This window comes from Caballeronia glebae (assembly GCF_001545035.1).
Taxonomy (GTDB): domain Bacteria; phylum Pseudomonadota; class Gammaproteobacteria; order Burkholderiales; family Burkholderiaceae; genus Caballeronia; species Caballeronia glebae.
The window spans coordinates 20218-41305 of sequence record NZ_FCOJ02000006.1; the positions used below are offsets into that span (position 1 = coordinate 20218).

Below are 21088 nucleotides of genomic sequence, written 5' to 3' on the forward strand. Positions count from 1 at the left end.
CGTTTTTTTTGCGCCCTCAACCGCGATGATGCTCGTTGCCGCCGCCGTGCTGCTGCGGTTGTTGCTGCGGCTGCTGAGGCTGCTGCGCCTGTTGCGGCTGCTGATGAGGCTCCTGACGTTGCATCTGCTGCGGCGGCGCCTGACGCGCTTCCTGATGCATCGGCTGGCGCGGCGGCTCCTGATGGATTGGCGGCCGCTGCGCTTCCGGCTGCGGACGAGGCTGCGGCATCTCATGACGCGGTTGCTGCTCGACCCGCGCCTGACGATAGGCCTCCGGCTGCGGCTGATGCTGTGGCGGCACGTGTTGGGCGAATGCAGGCTGCGCCGATGGATTGGGCGCACCGCGCTCGACGTGCGGCGCGTGATTGGGCTGCGGCTGCATCGATTGCATGGGCATACCGGGCGCGCCGTGATCGACACGCGGCGCGTCGTTCGCGTGCTGCGGCGGCGCCATCGGCGGCTGTGCCTGTCGCGGTGACGGACCTGGCCGGAACGCTTGCTGCGGCGCGCGCGGTTCACCAGCGACAGCATGCCCGCGCGATGGATCGCCGTGCGAAAAGCGCGGATCGTCGCCGCCGGGTTGCGCAGCTTGAGGCGGACGCGGAACGCCATTGCCATGCGGCGGCGCAGGCTGTGCGGGGACAGGCGCGGACGGCGCACCGCGGGCAATGACGGAACGCGCCGGTCCGTGCGTCGCCACGAGATGGACTTGATCGTTGCGCGCACCGTACCCATGCGCATCGCGATCTTGCTGCGCGTACCGGTCATGGAAACCCGGCGGCGCGACCGGCGCGCGCGTCGCGACCACCGGACGGCCGAATCGGCCCTGCGGCGGCCGATAATCCGCCCGCCGCGTGCCGGGCGCAAAACTGTCGCGCGTCGGCGCGATGCCCGGCGCGCCCGCGAAAAAGCGCGGATTGCGCCAGCGCGACGGATCGACCGCATAGGGCTGGCGTCCGACCGGCTGACCACGCACGAACATGTTCGCCGGGACAGCCGTCAGCCCGCGGCGCTCGCGATAGTTCACATACGTGTTGTTGATGTGCACCGACCGCTCGACATAGACATTGCGGTTCACGCGCTCGAAGTAGCGCGGACTCCAGCCATCGTGATGTGGACGCCACGCTTCGCCCGGGCCGAGCGGGAACCACGCGATGCCGGCCGCCGCGATGCCGCCGGCCGTCAGCGCGACGTTCCAGTCGGGGCCGCCGCCATCGCCATCGCCGACAAAGCCCACGAGCGCGGGCGAATACGCGGGCGGCGCGCTTGCCTCCATCGGGCCGGGCACCCACGCCCATTGCGATCCGATGGACGCCCATCGGCCATAGTGATACGGCGCGAAGCCCCACGGCGCGTCGTCGATCCAGGTCCATCCCCACGGGTTCTGCCACGCCCAGTGTCCCTGCCGATACGGCGCCCAGTCGGCGGAAACGGCGGTCGGCACCCAGACCGGACCGTACGATGGATCGTTGCGCCACGTGCCATTGGCATCGAGATCCTGATAACCGGGGACATCGCGCGATACGTACCGCGCCGAGACCGAGCGATCCTCGGATGCGTCGCGGCCCGCAGCCCATTGATCGAACGCGTCCGGCGCGGGCGCCGCATTCGCCGATGCCTGCTGCAGATTCGTGCCCTCGAAGGTCATCTGCTGACCGCCCGCGAGCTGCACCGAGCCGCCGTCGCCATACGCGGTGACGCCGCCGCTTCGCACCGTCACGGTCGTCGCGCGGCCATCGGGCGCGACGTCCACGCGCACGTCGCCGGGCGTCGTGATGGCGAGCGCGGTGTTGGGCGTGTCGATCTCGTAGCGCGTGCCGGGCGGCAGTTCGCGCACGCGCGTCGAGAGCGTTCCCTGGGGGACTTTGAGTTGCGCGGTGTCGTCGTCGAGCGCGAGGACCGACAGAGCGGTCGACGAGCCGAGCCGCACCGCCGTCGAGCCGATATGCAGTTCGGAGCGCGCGTTCTCGTCGTTCCAGAGCTGATCGCCGGTCGTGAGCGGACGATTGATCTGCGCGTAGGTCCATTCGGACGCGCCCGCGGGTTCGGTCGTCACCGTGCCCGCCGTGTAGTTCAGCCGCGCGATGCGTCCGGGCGGATCGCCCTGTCCGGGCTGGACCGCCACCGTGGACTGAGACTGCGCAAACGCGCCGATCCCCGATGTAGATAACACCGCGCACAAGGTGGCGGCGGCGATGGTCCTGATTTTCATTGTGTTCTCCGGCGGCCGCGCGTTCGTCCCGTTCGACGCGTGGGGTTCGCGCGGCCTACCGGATCAATGTATCGCCCGCGCCTGTATCCGTACGATGCCGTTTGTAACGGCGCGCAGGTGCGCGTAACAAAGCTTTATCGCGCGGAGAGGAAGTCTTCGAAGTGCCGATGTCCCGACGGCGTCACGCGCAATATGCGGCGTTTCGCCGTGTGCTCGATCCAGCCGCGCGACTCGCACGCTTCGAGAAAGGCCGCGCCGAGCGCGCCGCCCAGATGCGGCCGTCGCTCGCTCCAGTCGATGCACGTGCACGCGAACCGTCGCCGCCGCGCGCGCTGCGCCTTCAGATCGATGCCGAGTTCGGCGAAGGCTTGCGCGCCTTCTTGAGTCGCGTCGAGCGCGGCGGGGCCGTGCGCCTGTTCGCGACGATCGGCGGCGAGCCAGTTGCGCGCGAGCATCCGGTCGAAGAGCTGCACGGCGAGTTCGCCCGCGAGATGGTCGTAGCAGGTGCGCGCGAAACGCATCTCCACGGGCACGGCGCACGGCGGGCGTTCCGGCGTGCGCTGCGGCGCGCTCGCCCGCGCGAGATTGGCGAGCGCTTCGATGGCGGCGGCGATATCCGGCGTCGCGATCCGGTAGTAACGATGCCGCCCGCTCACTTCGAGCGCGAGCAGTCCGCCTTCGGTCAGCCGCGCGAGATGCCCGCTCGCCGCCGACGGCGACAGCCCCGCGATCATCGTCAGTTCGCCGGCGGGACGCGCGGTGCCGTCCATCAGCGACCAGAGCATGGCGGCGCGGCCCGGATCGGCGATCAGCGCGCCGATGCGCGACAGTCCGGGAAAATGCCGCGCGCGGGACTCGGCGTTGTCGAAAGCGGGGTTCATGGCGATGTCCGTATCGGGCGAAGTATTCGATGCGCCCACTCTAGCGCGACCGGGCAACCGACGTTTCACCGCGCGCCGAAATGTCGATGCGCGAAGCGCGGCGCTAGAATGACCGCTGGCATTTCGAAGCAGCAGGGGAGATTTCCATGTCCAGATTCATTCTCGCGAGCGCGATGGGCGTTCTCATGCTCTGCGCGGGCTGTGCGGGCGCGCCGTCGTCATCGGCGGGCGGCGGCGGCAGCATGACGATGTACGGCACGATCGATCAGGGCATTACCGTTCACGATTGAATATTGCCGATCCTATAATCGGCATTTATTCGCAGCCTGAGACGGGTTTCCCATGAATACGCCGACCTCATCTCCGATTCCCGCGGTCCCGAAAAGCCGCGCTGAAACCACCTTCCGCTTTCTCGCCGAGCCGACTTCGGTGAATTTCGGCGGCAAGGTGCATGGCGGCGCGCTGATGAAATGGATCGACGAAACCGCCTACGCCTGCGCCGCGATGTGGTCCGGGCGCTACGCGGTCACGGTGAGCGTGGGCAATATCCGCTTCCGGCGGCCGATTCTCGTCGGCAATCTGGTCGAGTTACGTGCGCGCGTCGTGACGACGGGGCGCACCAGCATGCACATCCACATTTCCGTGCATGCGGGCGATCCGAAAGTCGGCGAGCTTGAGCAGACGACCGATTGCCTGATGGTTTTCGTCGCCGTCGACGAAAAAGGGCAGCCGACGCCCGTGCCCGCCTTCGTGCCGGAATCGGAAGAGGAGAAGCGTCTCGCGAAATACGCGATCGACGTGAAGGACGCGCTCGATGCGATCGTCGAGCTGAAGCCGGAAGAGGTCGCGGCGGGAAAGGTCTGATCCCGCCGCGTCTTCAAATTTGAACGCGCTTACCTTTTCCCCACCATATCGCCCGGCTTGACCCATTCGTCGAACTGCTCGCCGGTCACATAACCGAGCGCGAGCGCAGCGGCCTTGAGCGTGGAGCCGTCCTTGTGCGCTTTCTTCGCGATCTGCGCGGCTTTGTCATAGCCGATGTGCGGATTCAGCGCCGTCACGAGCATCAGCGATTCGTTGAGCAGACTGTCGATGCGCTTCAAGTTCGGCTCGATACCCACCGCGCAGTTGTCGTTGAAGCTTTGCGCGCCGTCCGCGAGCAGGCGGATCGATTGCAGCACGTTGTGCGCGATCATCGGCCGGAAGACGTTCAGTTCGAAGTTGCCGCTCGCGCCGCCGAAATTCACCGCGACGTCGTTGCCGAACACCTGGCAGCAGAGCATGGTCACGGCTTCGGATTGCGTCGGATTGACCTTGCCCGGCATGATCGAGCTGCCCGGCTCGTTCTCCGGAATCGACAGTTCGCCGAGTCCGCAGCGCGGTCCGCTCGCGAGCCAGCGGATGTCGTTGGCGATCTTCATCATGCTCGCCGCGACCGTCTTCAACGCGCCGTGCGCGGCGACGAGCGCATCGGCGGCGGCCATTACCTCGAACTTGTTCGGCGCGGTTTCGAAGGGCAGGCCGGTGAGCTTGCCGATTGCCTGCGCGACCTTGGTCGCGAATTGCGGATGCGCGTTCAGTCCCGTGCCGACCGCCGTGCCGCCCTGCGCGAGCTGATACAGATGCGGCAGCGCCGCCTCGACGTGCTTCATGCCGTGATCGAGCTGCGCGACGTAGCCCGAGAACTCCTGCCCGAGCGTGAGCGGCGTCGCGTCCTGCAGATGCGTGCGGCCGATCTTCACGATTGTGTCGAACGCCTTGGCTTTTGCGTCGAGCGTATCGCGCAGCGTCTTGAGCGACGGAATCAGATGCTTCTTGATCGCCACCGCCGCGGCGACGTGCATCGCGGTAGGAAACACGTCGTTCGACGACTGGCCGCGATTCACGTCGTCGTTCGGATGCACGAGGCGCTCCTCGCCGCGCACGCCGCCCATGATCTCGCTCGCGCGATTGGCGATCACCTCGTTGAGGTTCATGTTGGTCTGCGTGCCCGAGCCGGTTTGCCACACGGCAAGCGGAAATTCATCGGGATGCTTGCCGTCGATGATTTCCTCGGCCGCCTGAACGATCGCGCGCGCCTTGTTCGAATCGAGCACCTTCAGCCCTTCGTTCACTTCGGCGGCCGCGTGCTTCACGATCGCGAGCGCCGTGATCAGCTCGGGCGACTGCTTTTCCGTGGAAATCTTGAAGTTTTGCAGCGAGCGCTGCGTCTGCGCGCCCCAGAGTTTGTCGTTCGGCACGGCGATCTCGCCGAACGTGTCCTTCTCCATCCGTACGTCGCCCTTCGCGTTGTTTGACATGGCGTGAAATTCCTTACGAGTTGAATCAAAGCTGCGAGTCGACGGGCAGCAACATGAAGAGGCCCGTCATCGCGTTGCGATAAAAACCTGCTTCGGGATCGAAATTGTAGGTGACGAGACTGCCGTTCGCCTCGCCGATCCAGACGAGGCCCGACTGCGGCGCGCCCGTGCGCCGAAGCTCCTCTGTCACCGCCGCGCTCGCCAATTGCACCTGCCAGCTCACCTTCGGCGAGATGCCGTTCGCGAACAATCTGGCGGTTTCTTCCGCGATCGGCTTGCTGTGAATCACGAGCGCAAGCTCGGTGTTCAACTTCGCCGAACGCGGATCGAGATTCATGGAGCCGATCACGAGGATACTCCGATCGATCACATAGGCCTTCGCATGCAGGCTCGCGCGCGACTTCGAGCCGAACAGACCCGCGCGCGGACTGCTTTCGCCTTCGGCCTGAATCGGCTTGAATTCGTACAGCTCGACGCCGTTTTGCAGCATCGGAATACGATATGGCCCGTAGCCCGCCTGCACGGCGACGGCATCGGTCGCGGCGAGCGAATTCGTCAGCACCGCGACGCGCACGTGACGCTTGGTCACATCGGCGAGCGCCTTCACGCCCACGTCGTGCGGCACGAAATAGGGCGACAGGATCAGGAATTCGCTCTGCGCGTCTTTCAGAAGATCGACGAGACGCTCCATCGGCGGACTTTTGTAGTCGTCGCTCGGATGCTCGATCTTCGACGGCGAATCGACCCAAAACTCGGTCGGCGCCCACACGAGGCCCATTTCCTCGCGCGAAATCTGCTGCGCGAGCGGTGTCGCGTTGAGCGGTTTCGCGTTCAGCGGTTCGGCTTGCTGGCGCCAGTGCGCGCGCAGGTCGTCGCGGGTTTTGTCGAGTTCCGCGGAATCGAACTTCTGCTTGTTCAGCGCGCGCAGCGGATAGGCGAGCGAGCTGTTCCAGTAGTCGTCGAAGCTCGCGGAAATTTTCTGCGTCACCGGGCCGGCGGCGAAGACGTCGAGATCGCGGAACTGCAAGGTCGGACTCGCGCTGAAGTACTCGTCGCCGAGATTGCGCCCGCCGACGATCGCGATCTGGTTGTCCGCGATCATCGCCTTGTTGTGCATGCGGCGCGTGAAGTGGTCGAGATTCGTGAATAAATTCTGCGTGCGCTCGGAGAAGCTGCGTTGCGCGCTGCCGAACGGGTTGAAGACGCGAATCTCGATCTTGTCGTGCGAGTTGAGCGCCGCCATGATCCGGTCGATGTCCTTGAAGTTCAGATCGTCGACCAGCATGCGCACGCGCACGCCGCGATCCGCCGCGTACAGCGCCGAGCCGAGCAGAAGCTTGCCCGTGTTGTCTTCGTTGGCGATGTAGTACTGCATGTCGAGCGTCTTCGTCGCCGCGCGTGCGAGCGCGATGCGGGCCTGCAGCGCGTCGGTGCCGGTTGGCAAGAGACGCACGGCCGATTCATCCGGATGCTGCTTTTCGAGCGGCGCGAGGGCGGCCGCGAGCGGCGTCGCCTCGGCCGCTGACAGCGCGCGGCTCACCGGCCGGTCGAACGCCGTCGCGGGCGGACGCGTCGCGCAACCGGCGACGAGCGTCGTCATCGTCAGGACGACGGCTAGCTTGCGCGCGGCAGCGCTGAGTCTTCGTTTCGGCGTGACGCGCTGGTCCGCGTCCTCGTGATTTCCGTCACACTGCGCAACTTCCCACCATCCCCGGTTTTCCGACACTTCGATTCCTCGTTATGGTCGTCGCGACTTGGCGCGTTTCGACGTTTTCGTGTTTGCGGCACAAGGAAGCAAGGAGCGTTCTCGGGCCGAATTTCGAAATGATTCTATGGGAAATCGGAAAAGGACCGAATGTCGAACTGCGCGATGGGATACAGACGAAAAAAAGCCCGCTGGTTAGAGCGGGCTTGCAACCCCTGTCACAGATGTCTCAAGGAGGAGACGGGTTCATCCTAGCAATGCGTCCCACGCCGACCAACCAAGCATTGGTGCTATGCAAATCGGCGCGCGACTCGGGTGCTTATCAGACGTGGCCGTGCGGCGCGGCGCTGGCGGCGTCGGCGTCTTCCGGTTTCGGCGCGATGCCGGTCTCGATGAAGCGCCGGCTGATGCGATGAAACCGCAGCGTCATCAGCACGGCGACGCTCGCGAGCCCGGCGGCGAGTCCCCACCACAGGCCCTTTGCGCCGAGTTCGAAGTGAAACGCGAGCACGTAGCCGGTCGGAAAGCCGACGCCCCAGTAGCCGAAGGCGGCGGCGAGCATCGGAATGCGCGTGTCTTTCAGGCCGCGCAGGCAGCCGGAGCCGACCGTCTGCATGCCGTCGACGATCTGGAACACCGCCGCGACGCCGAGCAGCGACGCCGCGAGCGCGACGGTATGCGCGTTGGCGGGATCGTCGAGATGCAGATACAGGCCGACGATCACGCGCGGCACGGTGAGCAGCACGAGCCCGGAGCACATCATGAAGCCGACGCCCAGCGCCACCGCGACGAACCCCGCATGCCGCGCCGCTTCGGGCACGCCCGCGCCGACCCAGTAGCCGACGCGCACATTGGCTGCCTGACCGATCGCGAGCGGCACCATGAACGCGACCGACGCGACGTTGAGCGCGATCTGATGCGCGGCGAGCGGCGCTTCGCCCAGCAGGCCGACCATCATGCCGGTGGCGAGAAAGAGCGTCGATTCGACGCCGTAGGTGATCGCGACCGGCCAGCCGATGCTGAAAAGCTCGCCCATCAGCGGCAGGCGTGGGCGCGCGCGCACGACGAAATGCCGGTAGCGCGGCCGCAGATGCAACACTGCGACGAGCGCGATAGCAATGCCCCAGACGGTGATCGTGGTCGCCACGGCCGAGCCGAGGAAGCCTTCGCGCGGCAGGCCGTAAGCACCGTGAATCAGACCGTAGTTTAGAAAGCCATTGACGAACACGCCGCCGATCGAGATCCACAAGAGCCTGCGCGCCGCGCCGATCGCGGGCAAAAACGCGCGCATCATTCCGGCCCCGATGAGGCTGGCCGGCGTCCCCCAGCGCAGCACCGCGCAGTATTCGCCGACGTTCCTCGCGAGCGTCGCGGGTTCGTTGAACGCAAGCAGAATCGGTTCGGCGTAGCTCAGCAGCGCGAACGCGGGCACGGCGAGCAGCACGGAGAGCAGCAGCCCGGTCCAGTAGATGCCCGGCACGCGGTGATCGGCATTCGCGCCGCGCGCGTGCGCGACCGACACGGAGACGGACGTCAGCACGCCCTGCAACAGCGTCACGACGACGAAAAAGAGGTTCGCGCCGAGGCCGCCCGCAGCAAGCGCATCGGGGCCGAGCGAGCCGAGCAGGATGGTGTCGGTGACGCCCATCGCCATCTGCGAGAGCTGCGCGATGGCAAGCGGCGCGGCGAGGCGCGCCGTATCGACGGCGTGGCGCGAGAGGCTCGGCGGTCCTTGATGCGCGCGCGCGGCGCGCGTGACTTGCGGTTGCATAACGGGTCGGATCGAAACAAAAGCGGCACGTCAGTCAGTGCACTGAGCGTCGCGGACTGGAATGCGAGGGGGCACAAGCGGAGCGCAGTGCGCCACGTGCGCTGGCGGAAAACCGACGCTACAAACCCGGCGCTGAAACACGAACGAAAGACAACTAGCTTATTGCCTCGCGCGCGGCGTGTCGATGACGCGTTCGCTTATTGCCGGATTTTGGCAATCGCGCGGCGTGTGCGCGCAAGGCCGTGCGCCAAGTCGTGGCGCGGCTACTCCGGCGCGCGCACGTGGATCGTCTGGCCGTCGAGTTTCACTTTCTGACCCGCGCGGATTTTGCAGGTTTTGCGCATCTCCACACGACCGTCGACGGAGACATCGCCCATTGCGACGCGCGCCTTCGCCGAGCCGCCGCTGTCCGCGAGACCCATCAGCTTGAGCAGATTGTGGAGTTCGATGAAGTCGCCCGTGAGCGTGAATTGGAGTGGCGGCATGAGGCGGGGCGACGCGCGAAACGCGGAAGAAAGACTCAATGATAAACCACGCCCGGGCATGCGCCGTGCGTATGGCCATTGCGGGACCGGTAATCGGAACGCAAGGGAAGTGGTTGGCAATTGTAGCCAGATGAAACCGTCGGTAACAGTGACTGGTTTTCGAGAACTCGCCCGATTAGTCGCCGGTCCGACCGTTTGATCGATGCAGCTTCGGTCATCTTTCGAATCGACAAAAGTCGCGCGGATCGCTCGTTTCATTGTCTCGGAGCGCCGCCGACGCCAACTAAAGAGAGGACTAGCTCATGACTCGCACACGAATCCTTTTGATCGGCACAGCCATCGCCACGTTCGCTGCCTCGGGCGCCTACGCGCAAACCGCGACGCAGCCCGCGCCGGTTCAACCGCAAGCAATGCAGGCCCAGACCACGCAACCGATGACACCGCCGCAGCAGAATCTCGTCGCGCCCGCGCCGACCGATCCGCTCGTCCAGCGTCGTAACGCGAACGCGCAGGCGAATGCCGAATATCGCGCGTCGAAGAAGGCGTCGAAGTCCGAACTGAAGGCGGAGAACCAGCAGGCCAAGGCGCAATACAAGGAAGAGGTGCAGAACGCGAAGATCAACCGCAAGGCCGACAAGGATGCCGCCAAGGCCGAATTGAACGCGACCGCGCCGACCGCGCCGAAGGACACCGGCCTGCAACACTGAGCCTGAATCGCCGCGAGGCCGCGTTTCACGGCGCTCGCGGCATCGAAAAAGGGAGAAGACCATGAATCGAAAAACCAATGCATTGCTGGCCGCGCTGATCGCTGGAACGTTCGCTAGCGCGAGCGTGGCATCGTTCGCACAGACGACGTCCGACGCCCCGAGCGCCGCTGATCAGAAGGCCGCGAAGGAACAGAGCAAGGCCGACAAAAAGGGCGCTGTCGCGCAAGCCAAGGCCGACAAGAAAAAGACCGAAGCGCAGTCCGACGCCAACGAAGCCGCCGCCGACGCGAAAGTGAAGAACGCGAAGAAGGCAGACTAACGCCGTCTTTTGCGGCAATCCGAGCCCGGTTCCTCGCGAACCGGGCTCGTTGCTTTTGGGGCCAAAACCTTAGCCACGCCAAAGACTTGCGCGCGCGGGTTGTATGGATATACAGTGTGCGTCACTCATTTCCCGCCGCCTTTCCGCCACGTGCTCACGCTCCCCGACACCGCTGAATCCACCGCTGAATCTGCCGCTAAGCAAGTCGCCGACTACCTCGCGAAGCTCAATGAGGCGCAGCGTCAAGCCGTCGAATTCGGAGTCGACGAACCGGGACGCGCGGGCGGGCCGCTGCTCGTCATCGCGGGCGCGGGCTCGGGCAAGACGAATACGCTCGCGCATCGCGTCGCGCATCTGCTGGTGAAGGGCGCCGATCCGCATCGCATCCTGCTGCTCACGTTTTCGCGCCGCGCGGCGCTCGAAATGACGCGGCGCGTGTCGCGCATCGCGACGAACGCGCTCGGCAAGCGAAGCGCCATCGCGCAGGGTCTCACGTGGTCGGGCACGTTCCACAGCGTCGGCGCGCGGCTTCTGCGCGATTACGCCGATCTCGTCGGACTCGCGCCGTCGTTCACGATCAACGATCGCGAGGATTCCGCCGATCTCATGAACCTCGTGCGGCACGAGTTGGGTCTGTCGTCGAAGGAAAAGCGCTTTCCCGCGAAATCGACATGCTTCGCGATCTACTCGCGCGTCGTCAATACGGGCGCGTCATTAGCGACCGTGCTCGATCAGTCGTATCCGTGGTGCCGCGAATGGGAAGCGGATTTGAAGCGTCTGTTCGCCGCATACGTGGCCGCTAAACAGGCGCAAAGCGTGCTCGATTACGACGACCTGCTGCTCTATTGGTCGCATCTCGCGGCGGAGCCATCGGTGGCGGCGGATCTCGCGAGCCGTTTCGATCACGTGCTCGTCGACGAATATCAAGACACGAACCGGCTGCAGGCGTCCATCCTGCTCGCGATGAAACCGGACGGGCGCGGCCTCACGGTTGTCGGCGACGATGCGCAGTCCATCTATTCGTTTCGCGGCGCGACGGTGCGCAATATCCTCGATTTTCCCGGCCATTTCGATCCGCCGGCCGCGACCGTCACGCTCGATCGCAACTACCGTTCGACACTGCCGATTCTCGAAGCGTCGAACGCCGTGATCGGGCTCGCATCGGAGCGCTACACGAAGAATCTGTGGACCGACAAGGCATCGGCGCAGAAGCCGCGCGTGGTGTGCGTCGCCGACGAAGCCGACCAGGCGCGCTATGTCGTCGAGAAAGTGCTGGAAGCGCGCGAGGCGGGCATGAAGCTCAAGGCGCAAGCGGTGTTGTTTCGCGCCGCGCATCACAGCGCGACGCTCGAAATCGAACTCACGCGCCGGAACATTCCGTTCGTGAAGTTCGGCGGGCTCAAGTTTCTCGATTCCGTCCACGTGAAGGACGTGCTCGCGGTGCTGCGCTGGGCGGAGAATCCGCGCGATCGCGTCGCGGGCTTTCGGGTCGCGCAGTTGTTGCCGGGCGTCGGGCCCGCGATCGCCGGGCGCTTGCTGGATAGCGTGAGCGCGCCCGACGCGGTGGCATCGAACGCGATGGCCGCGTTCGCCGCGCCCGCGCGCGCCAGCGAGGACTGGCCGCGCTTCGTCGGCCTGATGGCGAAGCTTTGCGGCCGTGAATCGGGCTGGCCCGCCGAGTTCGAAATGATCCGGCGGTGGTACGAGCCGCATCTGGAGCGCAATCACGAAGACGCGGCGATTCGCATCGGCGACGTGTTGCAGATGGAAAGCATCGCGGCGACGTATCCCACGCGCGAGCGCTTTCTCACCGAGCTCACGCTCGATCCGCCCGACGCGACCAGCGACGAATCCGGCGTGCCGATGCTCGACGAAGACTATCTGATTCTCTCGACGATCCATTCGGCGAAGGGTCAGGAATGGCGCAACGTGTTCGTGCTGAACGGCGTCGACGGCTGCATTCCGTCCGACCTGGGCACGGGCAGCGACGAGGAAATCGACGAGGAGCGGCGGCTGTTATATGTTGCGATGACGCGCGCGAAGGAAGATCTGCACATCGTCACGCCGCAGCGTTTCTACGTGCACAACCAGACGCATCTCGGCGACCGGCACGTGTGGGCGCAACGCACGCGCTTCATCCCGGAGCATCTGATGCGCAATTTCGAAGCGGCCGCGTGGCCGCCGGTGATCGCGCCCGCCGCGCCGACGGCAGCGGGTCTGGCGGCGGCCGCGAAAGCGAAGATCGATATCGCGGCGCGCCTGAAAGGAATGTGGGACTGACTCGAAGCGCGCTCAGCGCTGCGCGCCCGAGGCACGCGGCGCGCGCGGCGAAGGCGAGAAAATGCTGCGCAGCCACGCGGCGAAGCGCGTGAAGCCGTCGTACGGTTCGTCGATGAAAAGCTCCGGCCGCAGCGCGCGCAGATATTCCAGCACTTGCTGCGCTTCCTGCTTCTGGATCGAGCCGTAGACAATGCCGAGCCGCAGCAGACAACGCAATTCGCCGAGCTTCTCGCGCGCGGTCGAACCGACGCTCGTTTCCACCGAAATCTTCGTTTCGTACACGCGCTGACGCAGCGAATCGGCGAGACGCCACGCGGGCGTCTGCATCTTCTCCTCGACTTCACGAATATCCGCCGCCGCTGATTTGATCTGCGCGGCGAGCACGTCGACCTGCGACACGTCGCCGTTCGCCTCGGTGACGATCGCCGTCGCCCATTCGCGCGACGCCCTGACGAGATCCTCGGCGGTCCAGTCGGCGCGAATCGCGAACGCGAAGCCGTGCTCCGCCGCCTGGCGGATCAGGATTTCGACGACGTCCGGAAACTCCTTGTCGAGCGCGCGCTTGGCCCACGCATATTGACCGTGCGTGAGCATGCGCTGCACCGCCTGCTCGGTGAGCGGCGTGTTGTTGTCGAGGAGCTTCGCGCGCAGGAAGTCCTCGAACGACGGCGTGACGAATTGCGGATCCAGCTTCAGCGACAGACGCGTGAACGCTTCGAAATCGCGATGCAGCGAAGCGATCGTTTCGTCGCGAAACGAAAGTGTGATTTGACGCATGTTGGTTCCCGGTTCCGCCTCCGGATTTCGAAGGCGGGAAAAGCTGTCGGCGCCGCTTCTCGGGCGGAGTCCATTCGTTTCTGATATCGGCGCGCTTTCCGGGAACTTGAGGATTCTTCGATGCTTTTTGAAAGCCGTTTAATGGCTGATCGGGCGGAAACGTCTAACGCAGCACGGCGAACTGCCACACGAAAAACACCGCGAGCGATACCGCGATGGTCAAAAGCGGCCGTTTCGTGAGCACGCAAACGATAATCGCGACGATCGCCGCCACGAGTTGCGGATTGCGCCAGGTGATTTCCGCGCCGTTGCCGTGCGGCGAGACGGTCATCGGCACGATGATCGCGGTGAGCACCGTCACCGGCACGAACGAGAGCGCGGTGCGCACGATCGGCGGAAAGGGCAGGCGTTCGCCCAGCACGAACACGGCGGCGCGGATCGCGAACGTAACGGCCGCCATGCCGAATATCAACGTGACGTAGTTCATTGCGTGCGCTCCTTGGCGTTCTTCAGACGATGCTTCGCTTGCGGCCGGTTTTCCATCAGCGTGAGCAGCATGCCCACCGCCACGCCGACGAACACCGCCGCGAGCAGGCCGAGCTTGTACGGCCAGCCTTGCCACGCGAACGACAGCACGCCCGACGCGAGCGCCGCCGCGACGAAGCGCACGGCGACCAGTTGCGGCACGATGATCGCGATGAACGTGGCGACCATCGCGAAGTCGAGTCCGAGCGACTTCAAACCGGGAAACGCCGCGCCGAACAGCAGGCCGAGGAGCGTCCACAACTGCCAGTTCAGGTACATCGCGACGCCGGAGCCGAAGAAGTAATGCGGTCCGGTTTCGCCCGGCGCGCGCTTTTGATAGTGCGCATACGCAACGGCGAAGACTTCGTCGGTCATGATGCCCGCGAGCGCCCAGCGCCAGCGGCGCGGCAGATGCGCGACATACGGCGCGAGCGTCGCGGAATACAGCACGTGACGCAGGTTGACGACGAGCGTCGTCGCCCAGATGACGGCGAAGCTCGCGTGCGACGCGATCAGGCCGACCGCGATGAACTGCGCGGAGCCCGCGAACACCACGAGCGACATCAACTGGCCGTGCCAGAGCGCGAGCGGACTTGCCGTGACGAGCGTGCCGAAGATCACGCCGAAGGGCGCGGCGCCGATCATCATCGGGATGGTGTCGCGGGCGCCGGCGGCGAATTCGCGCAGCGCCGATTCGGGCGGACGAGCGGACGATTGAGCGGGTGATGCTTTCAAGATTTCCTCCTATGGAAGCGAGGATACGCAAAACGCCGGCCGACATGCTTGTACGTTCTTGCGCTTTCCCGGCGTGTTTGCGCGATCAGCGCCAGCGGCCGGGCGGCACGCCGAACGTTCGCTTGAAATGACGCGTGAAGTGACTCTGATCCGTGAAGCCGCTCGCCGCCGCGACATCGGTCACGGACGCGCCCGCGCGCAACGCCGGCAGCGCGCGCACGATGCGGACCTGATTGCGCCACGCGTGCGGCGCGAGACCGGTTTCGCGCGTGAAAAGGCGCGCGGCGTGGAAGGTCGAGAGACCGACCGTCTGCGCGAGTTCGGCGAGCGTGACCGGTTCGAGAAGATCGTCGGCGAGGCGGGATTTCATCTTCGCGACGCGGTGCGCGTCGGCGGCGAGCGGTGCGATGCCGGGGCGTTCGAGCGCGTGACGGCCGAGCAGGGTCGTCACGGCATCGACGAGCGCCAGTTCCGCGGCCAGCGGATCGACGCCGTTTTCCAGCAGGCGATGCGCGACCAGCAAACGCCGCGCGAGATCGGGATCGCGAATGATCTCGTCGGGAAACCACGGCGACGATTCCGGCCGGCCCGACATGTCCCGCGCGAGATTTTCGACTAACGGCACCGGCAGATAGAACACGCGATAGCGCCAGCCCGCATCGACTGCGCGCGCGCCGGTATGCACCTCGCCCGGATTGATCACCGGCACCGAACCGGCCTCGGCCACGTGATGCGCGCCGCGATAGTCGAAGCACTCCGCGCCCGCTTCGATCACGGGCACCGTGTACGCGTCGTGCCAGTGCGGCGAAAACTCGTGATCGTAGTACTCGGCCGTGACCATGTCCGCGTCCGGCACGAGCGGCGTGCGCCAGTAGCGTGCGGCATTGCGGAAACGGTCGGCGTGCATGGTCGGGCGATTCTGAGATGAGCGGAATCGCTCAGTTTACAACTTTGCCTCGCGCCGGGCCGGACAGTTGCGCGTCACTTCACCGGTATGGACGTGCCTTCGGGCATCGGCACCGCCGTCACACTGTTTTTCGGGCTGCCAGTCGCGACCCGGTCGCTGTAAGTCAGATAGACGAGCGTATTGCGCTTCGTATCGACGATGCGCACCACATGCAGCGTCTTGAAGATGAACGACATGCCGGCGGAAAACACGTCGGTTTTCTGCTTGAGCGGTTCGGCGATCCTGATCGGCCCGACCTGACGGCAGGCGATCGACGCTTCGGTCGGATCTTCGGCGATGCCGAGCGTGCCTTTCACGCCGCCCGTGCGCGCGCGGGACACATAGCAGGTCACGCCATGAACGAGCGGATCGTCATACGCATCCACGCTCACGCGATCCGAGCCGGTGAAGCGGAAATTCGTGTTGACGCTGGCGATTTCCTCCGCGTGCGCGAGTCCCGCGCCGAAGAAGACAGCAAGCGATGCGGCGAGCGCGAGGACGGAGCGGTTCATCGTCATCCTTCGAAAAAGAGAAAGGGCGTCGTATTGTATCGACGCCCTTGGCTCTTCGATGCATCTCTTGCTCGCATGCGTTCAATGAAAGATCAGGTAAAGAATCACCAGCACGATCACGGGCACGCCGAGCAGCCATCCGAGTAGGTAAGGCATGTTGTCCTCCTTCGCATGTTGTTGTTGACGATTCAAGTATCGCGAGGAAGAGCGGGGCGCGTTAGCCGTGCGTGTCCGAAATGCGTGTAGGCGATGTCCTATCATCACTTTCTTACGGCTTACAGATTCGTAATGTGATCAGACTTACGCGACCCGGTTTCGCTTCGCCGGGACGTCGCGATACAGCGTGCGTACGTAATCGAGATGCGCGCCCGCGCACTCGCGCGCACGCGCCGGATCGCGCGCGACGATCGCATCGAAGATCGCGCGATGCTGCGTCATTAGATTCGCTTCGACATCGTCGTCGTAATCGACGAGACGGTGCGAGGTGAGCATCGATTCCCGCACCAGTTCGTTGAGCCCGTGCATCACGTGCGTGAGGGCGACGTTGTGCGTCGCGTCCGCGATGGCGAGATGGAACGCCGCGTCCTTTTCCGCGATGCGCGTGCTTTTGTCGGCGACGGCGGTTTGCAGCGCGTCGAACGCGGCGGCGATGCGCGCCAGATCGGTCTCGGTGGCCCGTTCGGCGGCGTAGGCGGTCGAGAGCGTTTCGAGGCCGTGACGCAGTTCGAGCACGTCGGCGCTCGCGTTCGGCTGTTGTTCGAGCAGCGCGGCGAGCGGATGCGACACGAGCGGCGCCGTCACATCCGATACGACGAAACCGCCGCGCCCGACCGCGCGAATGAAGCCGTCCGATTCCAGCCGGATCAGCGCCTCGCGCAGCGACGGGCGCGACACGTTCAACTGCTCGGCCAGATCGCGCTCGGCGGGCAGGCGCTGACCGGGCAGCAGCGCGCCGTTCGAAATCAATTCCCGAATCTGCCCCGACACGACATCGGAAAGACGCACGCGGGCGTAGGAATGGGCATGGACGGGCTGAAATGTCATCGTTCGACGGAGGTTCAGGATAGAAACCGGGGAATGTCCGAGTTTGACACGAAAGAAGCGCGTCATTAAAGTCTTGGTCAGACCAAGCTTACCAAATTCCCCACATATGGATCGTCATGAAAGTTGCCCTGTTCGTTCCCTGTTTCATCGACGCGTTCTATCCGCAGATCGGCATCGCCACGCTCGAATTGCTCGAACGGCTGGGCGTGGAGGTCGACTATCCGCAGGATCAGACGTGCTGCGGCCAGCCGATGGCCAACAGCGGCGCGCACAAGGACGCCGCCGGCGCCGAGCGCGTGTTCGCCCGCAATTTTGCCGACTACGACTACGTCGTCGGACCATCGGCGAGTTGCGTGCATCACGTGCGCGAGCACTTGACGGCGATCGAGCAGACGAGCGCCGTGCAGAAGGTGCGTCGCAATACCTACGAACTCGTCGAATTTCTGCACGACGTGCTGAAGGTGCGCGAGTTTCCGTGGGCCGAATTTCCGCACAAGGTCGGGCTGCACAATAGTTGCAGCGCCGTGCGGCATCTGCGCGAGACGTCGAATTCGGAAGTGGCGGGCACGCCGTACTCGAAGCCGCGCGCGCTGCTCGAAGGCGTGAAGGGCATCGAGTTCGTCGCGCCCGCGCGTCCCGACGAATGCTGCGGCTTCGGCGGCACGTTCTCGGTGACGGAAGAGGCCGTCTCCGTGCGCATGGGGCAGGACAAGGTGCGCGATCATGTCGGCGCGGGCGCGGAGTACATCGTGTCGGGCGACATGTCGTGTCTCATGCATCAGCAAGGTTGCGCCGAACGCATGAAACTCGACGCGCGCTTCATTCATATCGCACAGGTTCTGAACGGAGCGAGCGCATGAGCAAGACCATACGGGTCGATCACGCGAAGGCGGCGGGCGCGTTCCTGCAGAAGGCCGATCACGTCGCATTCCACGACAAACGTCTGTGGGACTTGCGCAGCAAGCGCGACGCGCAGGCGCACGGCATCCCCGAATGGGAGGCGATGCGCGATCTCGCGTCGGGGATCAAGGAACACACGCTGTCCAATCTCGCCGATTACATCGCGCAGTTCGTCGATCGGGCCGAGAAAAACGGCGTCGTCGTGCATTTCGCGGCGAACGCGCAGGAGCACAACGAACTCGTCTACACGTTGATGAGCGAGCGCGGCATGACATCGCTCGTGAAGAGCAAGTCGATGCTCACCGACGAGTGCTACATGCGCGACTATCTCGAACCGCGCGGCATCACGGTGATGGAAACCGATCTCGGCGAGCGCATCCAGCAGCTCGATCATCAGGACCCGAGCCATATGGTCGTGCCCGCGGTGCATAAGCTGCGCGCGGACGTGGCCGAGTTGTTCGGCAAGACCATCGGCACCGATCCGAACAACAGCGACATCCACTATCTCGCCGAAAGCCAGCGCATGAACACGCGGCCGTATTTCGTGCGCGAGAAGACGGCGGGAATGACCGGCTGCAACTTCGCGGTTGCGGAGACGGGCACGGTCGTCGTGTGTACGAACGAAGGCAACGCCGATTTGTCGGCGAACGTGCCGCCGCTGCATATCGCGTCAATCGGCATCGAGAAGATCATTCCGACGATCGCCGATCTCGGCGTGTTCGTGCGCATGCTGTCGAGGAGCGCGCTCGGCTCGCCGATCACGCAGTACACGTCGCACTTTCGCGCGCCGCGTCCGGGCACGGAGATGCACTTCATCCTCGTCGATAACGGCCGCTCCGAACGGCTCGCGATGGACGACTTCTGGTACTCGCTCAAGTGCATCCGTTGCGGCGCATGCATGAATACGTGTCCGGTGTATCGGAGAAGCGGCGGGCTGTCGTATGGCGGGACCTATTCGGGGCCGATCGGCGCGATCATCAATCCGACGCACGATCTGAAACGCTATAGCGCGCTGCCGTTCGCCTCGACGATGAACGGCAGTTGCACGAACGTGTGCCCTGTGAAGGTGAACATCCACGAGCAGATCTACAAGTGGCGCGAAGTGATCGCCGAGAAGCACGAAGTGCCGTTCGTGAAGCAGGAAGTCCTGAAGATGGCCGGACGCCTGCTCGCGAGTCCGACGCTGTATCGCGCGACGGTCGCATCGCTGGGCGGCGCGCTGAAGCGTCTGCCCAACTTCATGCTCTACAACCCGCTCAACATCTGGGGGCGCGGGCGCGATCTGCCCGAAGCGCCCGCCGAGACTTTTCACGAGTGGTACAGGAAAAACCGGAAGCTCGATAAATGACGACTCGCGAAGCTTTTCTGTCGAAGATCCGCGCGGCGCAGCCCGCATCGCGCGCCCGCCCCGACGTGCCCGTGTTCCCGGCGCCCGCTGGCGATCTGAAGGCGCGCTTCACGGCCGCGCTGGCTGCAATGGGCGGCACGTGCGTCGAAGCGGCGAGCCTGAGCGACGTGAACGCGCTGATCGCATCGCGCTTTGCGGATGCGAAGGTGACCGCATCGGCGGTGCCGGGCGTCGATGGCACGCGGCCGCTTTCACCCGACACCGTTCCGGCATCGCTTCAGGACGTCGACGTGGGCATCGTGAGAGGGCGCTTCGGCGTGGCCGAAACCGGCTCGGTGTGGTTCAGCGAGCAAGAATACGTCGTGAACGCGATCGGCTATCTGTCGCAGCATCTCGTCGTGCTGCTCGATCCCGCGCTGCTCGTCGAGGGCTTGCAGCAGGTGTATCGACGCGACGATTTCGCATCGGCGCGCTATGCGGTACTCGTGACGGGACCGTCGGCCACGGCGGATATCGAAGGCGTGCTAATTCGCGGCGCACAGGGCGTGCGCTCGCTGACCGTGGTCTGGCTTGCGTGAGGCGTCGTTGGTTTCAGAAAACCGCGACAACGCGTGAGCAGCGCGAGCGCAAAAACAAAAAGCCCAGTCAAGCGACTGGGCTTTTTGATTGAAGCTTTTGGCTCCCCGACCTGGGCTCGAACCAGGGACCTACGGATTAACAGTCCGGCGCTCTACCAACTGAGCTATCGGGGAACAACTGAAACACGTGCGACTAAGTTAAAAAACCCAGCCGATTGACTGAGTTCTTTTGAAATCTATTTGCTGGAGTTTTTGGCTCCCCGACCTGGGCTCGAACCAGGGACCTACGGATTAACAGTCCGGCGCTCTACCAACTGAGCTATCGGGGAACAACTGAAACACGTGCGACTAAGTTAAAAAACCCAGCCGATTGACTGAGTTCTTTTGAAATCTATTTGCTGGAGTTTTTGGCTCCCCGACCTGGGCTCGAACCAGGGACCTACGGATTAACAGTCCGGCGCTCTACCAACTGAGCTATCGGGGAACATCTACAGCAGAGAAGCGGAATTATAGGGGGCTGTTTTTAGCGTGTCAACGCTCAATCTTCATGCGACACGCATTTTTGCAATCGAATGATGCTCGCGCGTGGGCGATGGCCCGTATCAACGTTCGAGCAGATTCAGCTTTTCCTTGACGTCCTTGAACTCGTCCGCCTCGGGAAGCGACCCCTTGGTTTTCGTGATGCTCGGCCAGCCACGCGCGAGATCGGCGTTCAGTTCGGTGAAGTGTTGCTGGTCTCCGGGCACGTCTTCTTCAGCGTAGATTGCGTTCACCGGGCACTCGGCCACGCAGACGGCGCAGTCGATGCACTCGTCGGGATCGATCGCGAGAAAGTTGGGACCTTCGCGGAAGCAATCCACCGGGCACACGTCCACGCAATCGGTGTACTTGCACTTGATGCAGCTTTCGGTCACAACGTGAGTCATTCAGGCTCCTGCATGCGGAATTCGTGGGGGCGGCGCCTTGGGCGGCTACATAGGCCGGGAGGTGCGCGTGCCGAAACGCATATTGTAGCGTAACGGTAAAAGCGGGCACGAGCCGCACGACGCGCCCTTTATATCGA

Annotated in this window: 21 protein-coding genes and 3 tRNA genes; 8 read left to right on the top strand and 16 right to left on the bottom strand. The window is 64.4% G+C overall.

What is annotated here, in order from left to right; genetic code table 11:
* Positions 1-16: 16 nt before the first annotated feature.
* Both AWB82_RS05730 and AWB82_RS05735 read right to left on the bottom strand, forming a co-directional pair.
* The gene (locus AWB82_RS05730; protein WP_086966198.1) at positions 17-2212 is read right to left on the bottom strand and encodes a DUF6600 domain-containing protein; all 2196 of its coding nucleotides are present in this window, start codon (positions 2210-2212) and stop codon (positions 17-19) included.
* A gap of 134 nt (positions 2213-2346) precedes the next feature.
* The gene (locus AWB82_RS05735) at positions 2347-3093 is read right to left on the bottom strand and encodes an ArsR/SmtB family transcription factor (protein ID WP_086966328.1); all 747 of its coding nucleotides are present in this window, start codon (positions 3091-3093) and stop codon (positions 2347-2349) included.
* Between the two features lie 146 nt (positions 3094-3239).
* On the opposite strand from AWB82_RS05735, the gene AWB82_RS37905 reads away from it, so the two are divergent.
* Entirely contained in the window at positions 3240-3383 is a 144-nt protein-coding gene (locus AWB82_RS37905; protein ID WP_200818050.1) for a hypothetical protein, read from the top strand.
* A gap of 52 nt (positions 3384-3435) precedes the next feature.
* Positions 3436-3957 carry an acyl-CoA thioesterase gene (locus AWB82_RS05740; protein ID WP_086966199.1) on the top strand — a complete coding sequence of 174 codons (522 nt, stop codon included), beginning with the start codon at positions 3436-3438 and terminating at the stop codon, positions 3955-3957.
* A 29-nt stretch (positions 3958-3986) separates the two neighbouring features.
* On the opposite strand, the gene fumC is transcribed toward AWB82_RS05740, so the two are convergent.
* The 4 genes from fumC to AWB82_RS05760 all read right to left on the bottom strand — a co-directional run bounded on the left by fumC (position 3987) and on the right by AWB82_RS05760 (position 9354).
* Positions 3987-5393 (bottom strand): class II fumarate hydratase, encoded by a 1407-nt coding sequence (gene fumC / locus AWB82_RS05745; protein WP_235023190.1) that lies wholly within the window; start codon positions 5391-5393, stop codon positions 3987-3989.
* A gap of 25 nt (positions 5394-5418) precedes the next feature.
* Positions 5419-6993: a phospholipase D family protein gene (locus AWB82_RS05750; protein ID WP_086966330.1), complete on the bottom strand. Its 1575-nt coding sequence runs from the start codon at positions 6991-6993 to the stop codon at positions 5419-5421.
* Between the two features lie 427 nt (positions 6994-7420).
* On the bottom strand, positions 7421-8869 hold the full coding sequence (locus AWB82_RS05755; RefSeq protein WP_086966200.1) for an MATE family efflux transporter: 1449 nt from the start codon (positions 8867-8869) through the stop codon (positions 7421-7423).
* Positions 8870-9132: 263 nt separating this feature from the next.
* Positions 9133-9354 (bottom strand): RNA-binding S4 domain-containing protein, encoded by a 222-nt coding sequence (locus tag AWB82_RS05760; protein ID WP_086966201.1) that lies wholly within the window; start codon positions 9352-9354, stop codon positions 9133-9135.
* 302 nt (positions 9355-9656) lie between these two features.
* On the opposite strand from AWB82_RS05760, the gene AWB82_RS05765 reads away from it, so the two are divergent.
* From AWB82_RS05765 to AWB82_RS05775, 3 genes are all read left to right on the top strand, one after another.
* Positions 9657-10061, top strand: a complete 405-nt coding sequence (locus tag AWB82_RS05765) for a hypothetical protein (protein ID WP_086966202.1) — start codon at positions 9657-9659, stop codon at positions 10059-10061.
* Between the two features lie 61 nt (positions 10062-10122).
* Positions 10123-10380 (top strand): hypothetical protein, encoded by a 258-nt coding sequence (locus AWB82_RS05770; protein WP_086966203.1) that lies wholly within the window; start codon positions 10123-10125, stop codon positions 10378-10380.
* A 150-nt stretch (positions 10381-10530) separates the two neighbouring features.
* Positions 10531-12660, top strand: a complete 2130-nt coding sequence (locus AWB82_RS05775; RefSeq protein WP_086966331.1) for an ATP-dependent helicase — start codon at positions 10531-10533, stop codon at positions 12658-12660.
* Positions 12661-12672: 12 nt separating this feature from the next.
* Here AWB82_RS05775 and AWB82_RS05780 read toward each other — a convergent pair whose 3' ends face one another.
* The 6 genes from AWB82_RS05780 to AWB82_RS05805 form a co-directional block, all read right to left on the bottom strand.
* On the bottom strand, positions 12673-13437 hold the full coding sequence (locus tag AWB82_RS05780) for a DUF4088 family protein (protein ID WP_086966204.1): 765 nt from the start codon (positions 13435-13437) through the stop codon (positions 12673-12675).
* A gap of 163 nt (positions 13438-13600) precedes the next feature.
* Positions 13601-13924 carry an AzlD domain-containing protein gene (locus AWB82_RS05785; protein WP_086966205.1) on the bottom strand — a complete coding sequence of 108 codons (324 nt, stop codon included), beginning with the start codon at positions 13922-13924 and terminating at the stop codon, positions 13601-13603.
* On the bottom strand, positions 13921-14610 hold the full coding sequence (locus AWB82_RS05790; RefSeq protein ID WP_235023193.1) for an AzlC family ABC transporter permease: 690 nt from the start codon (positions 14608-14610) through the stop codon (positions 13921-13923). Before AWB82_RS05790 ends, AWB82_RS05785 begins: the two co-directional genes overlap by 4 nt.
* 172 nt (positions 14611-14782) lie before the next feature.
* Positions 14783-15604 carry a helix-turn-helix transcriptional regulator gene (locus tag AWB82_RS05795; protein WP_086966206.1) on the bottom strand — a complete coding sequence of 274 codons (822 nt, stop codon included), beginning with the start codon at positions 15602-15604 and terminating at the stop codon, positions 14783-14785.
* 74 nt (positions 15605-15678) lie between these two features.
* Positions 15679-16155 (bottom strand): CreA family protein, encoded by a 477-nt coding sequence (locus tag AWB82_RS05800; protein ID WP_086966333.1) that lies wholly within the window; start codon positions 16153-16155, stop codon positions 15679-15681.
* A 300-nt stretch (positions 16156-16455) separates the two neighbouring features.
* Positions 16456-17199, bottom strand: a complete 744-nt coding sequence (locus tag AWB82_RS05805; RefSeq protein ID WP_086966207.1) for a FadR/GntR family transcriptional regulator — start codon at positions 17197-17199, stop codon at positions 16456-16458.
* A 116-nt stretch (positions 17200-17315) separates the two neighbouring features.
* Between AWB82_RS05805 and AWB82_RS05810 the strand changes: the two genes are divergently transcribed.
* The 3 genes from AWB82_RS05810 to AWB82_RS05820 are packed head-to-tail and all read left to right on the top strand — an operon-like array spanning position 17316 to position 20025.
* Positions 17316-18059 carry a (Fe-S)-binding protein gene (locus AWB82_RS05810; RefSeq protein ID WP_086966208.1) on the top strand — a complete coding sequence of 248 codons (744 nt, stop codon included), beginning with the start codon at positions 17316-17318 and terminating at the stop codon, positions 18057-18059.
* On the top strand, positions 18056-19447 hold the full coding sequence (locus AWB82_RS05815; RefSeq protein WP_086966209.1) for a lactate utilization protein B: 1392 nt from the start codon (positions 18056-18058) through the stop codon (positions 19445-19447). The genes AWB82_RS05810 and AWB82_RS05815 overlap by 4 nt, the downstream gene beginning before the upstream one ends.
* Positions 19444-20025, top strand: coding sequence for a LutC/YkgG family protein (locus AWB82_RS05820; protein WP_086966210.1), 582 nt, complete (start codon positions 19444-19446; stop codon positions 20023-20025). The genes AWB82_RS05815 and AWB82_RS05820 overlap by 4 nt, the downstream gene beginning before the upstream one ends.
* 98 nt (positions 20026-20123) lie before the next feature.
* Here AWB82_RS05820 and AWB82_RS05825 read toward each other — a convergent pair.
* The 4 genes from AWB82_RS05825 to fdxA form a co-directional block, all read right to left on the bottom strand.
* Positions 20124-20199, bottom strand: a tRNA-Asn gene (locus AWB82_RS05825).
* 79 nt (positions 20200-20278) lie between these two features.
* A tRNA-Asn gene (locus AWB82_RS05830) sits at positions 20279-20354 on the bottom strand.
* A gap of 79 nt (positions 20355-20433) precedes the next feature.
* Positions 20434-20509 (bottom strand) — tRNA-Asn (locus tag AWB82_RS05835).
* Between the two features lie 118 nt (positions 20510-20627).
* Positions 20628-20951: a ferredoxin FdxA gene (gene fdxA / locus AWB82_RS05840; RefSeq protein ID WP_086966211.1), complete on the bottom strand. Its 324-nt coding sequence runs from the start codon at positions 20949-20951 to the stop codon at positions 20628-20630.
* Between the last annotated feature and the right edge of the window lie 137 nt (positions 20952-21088).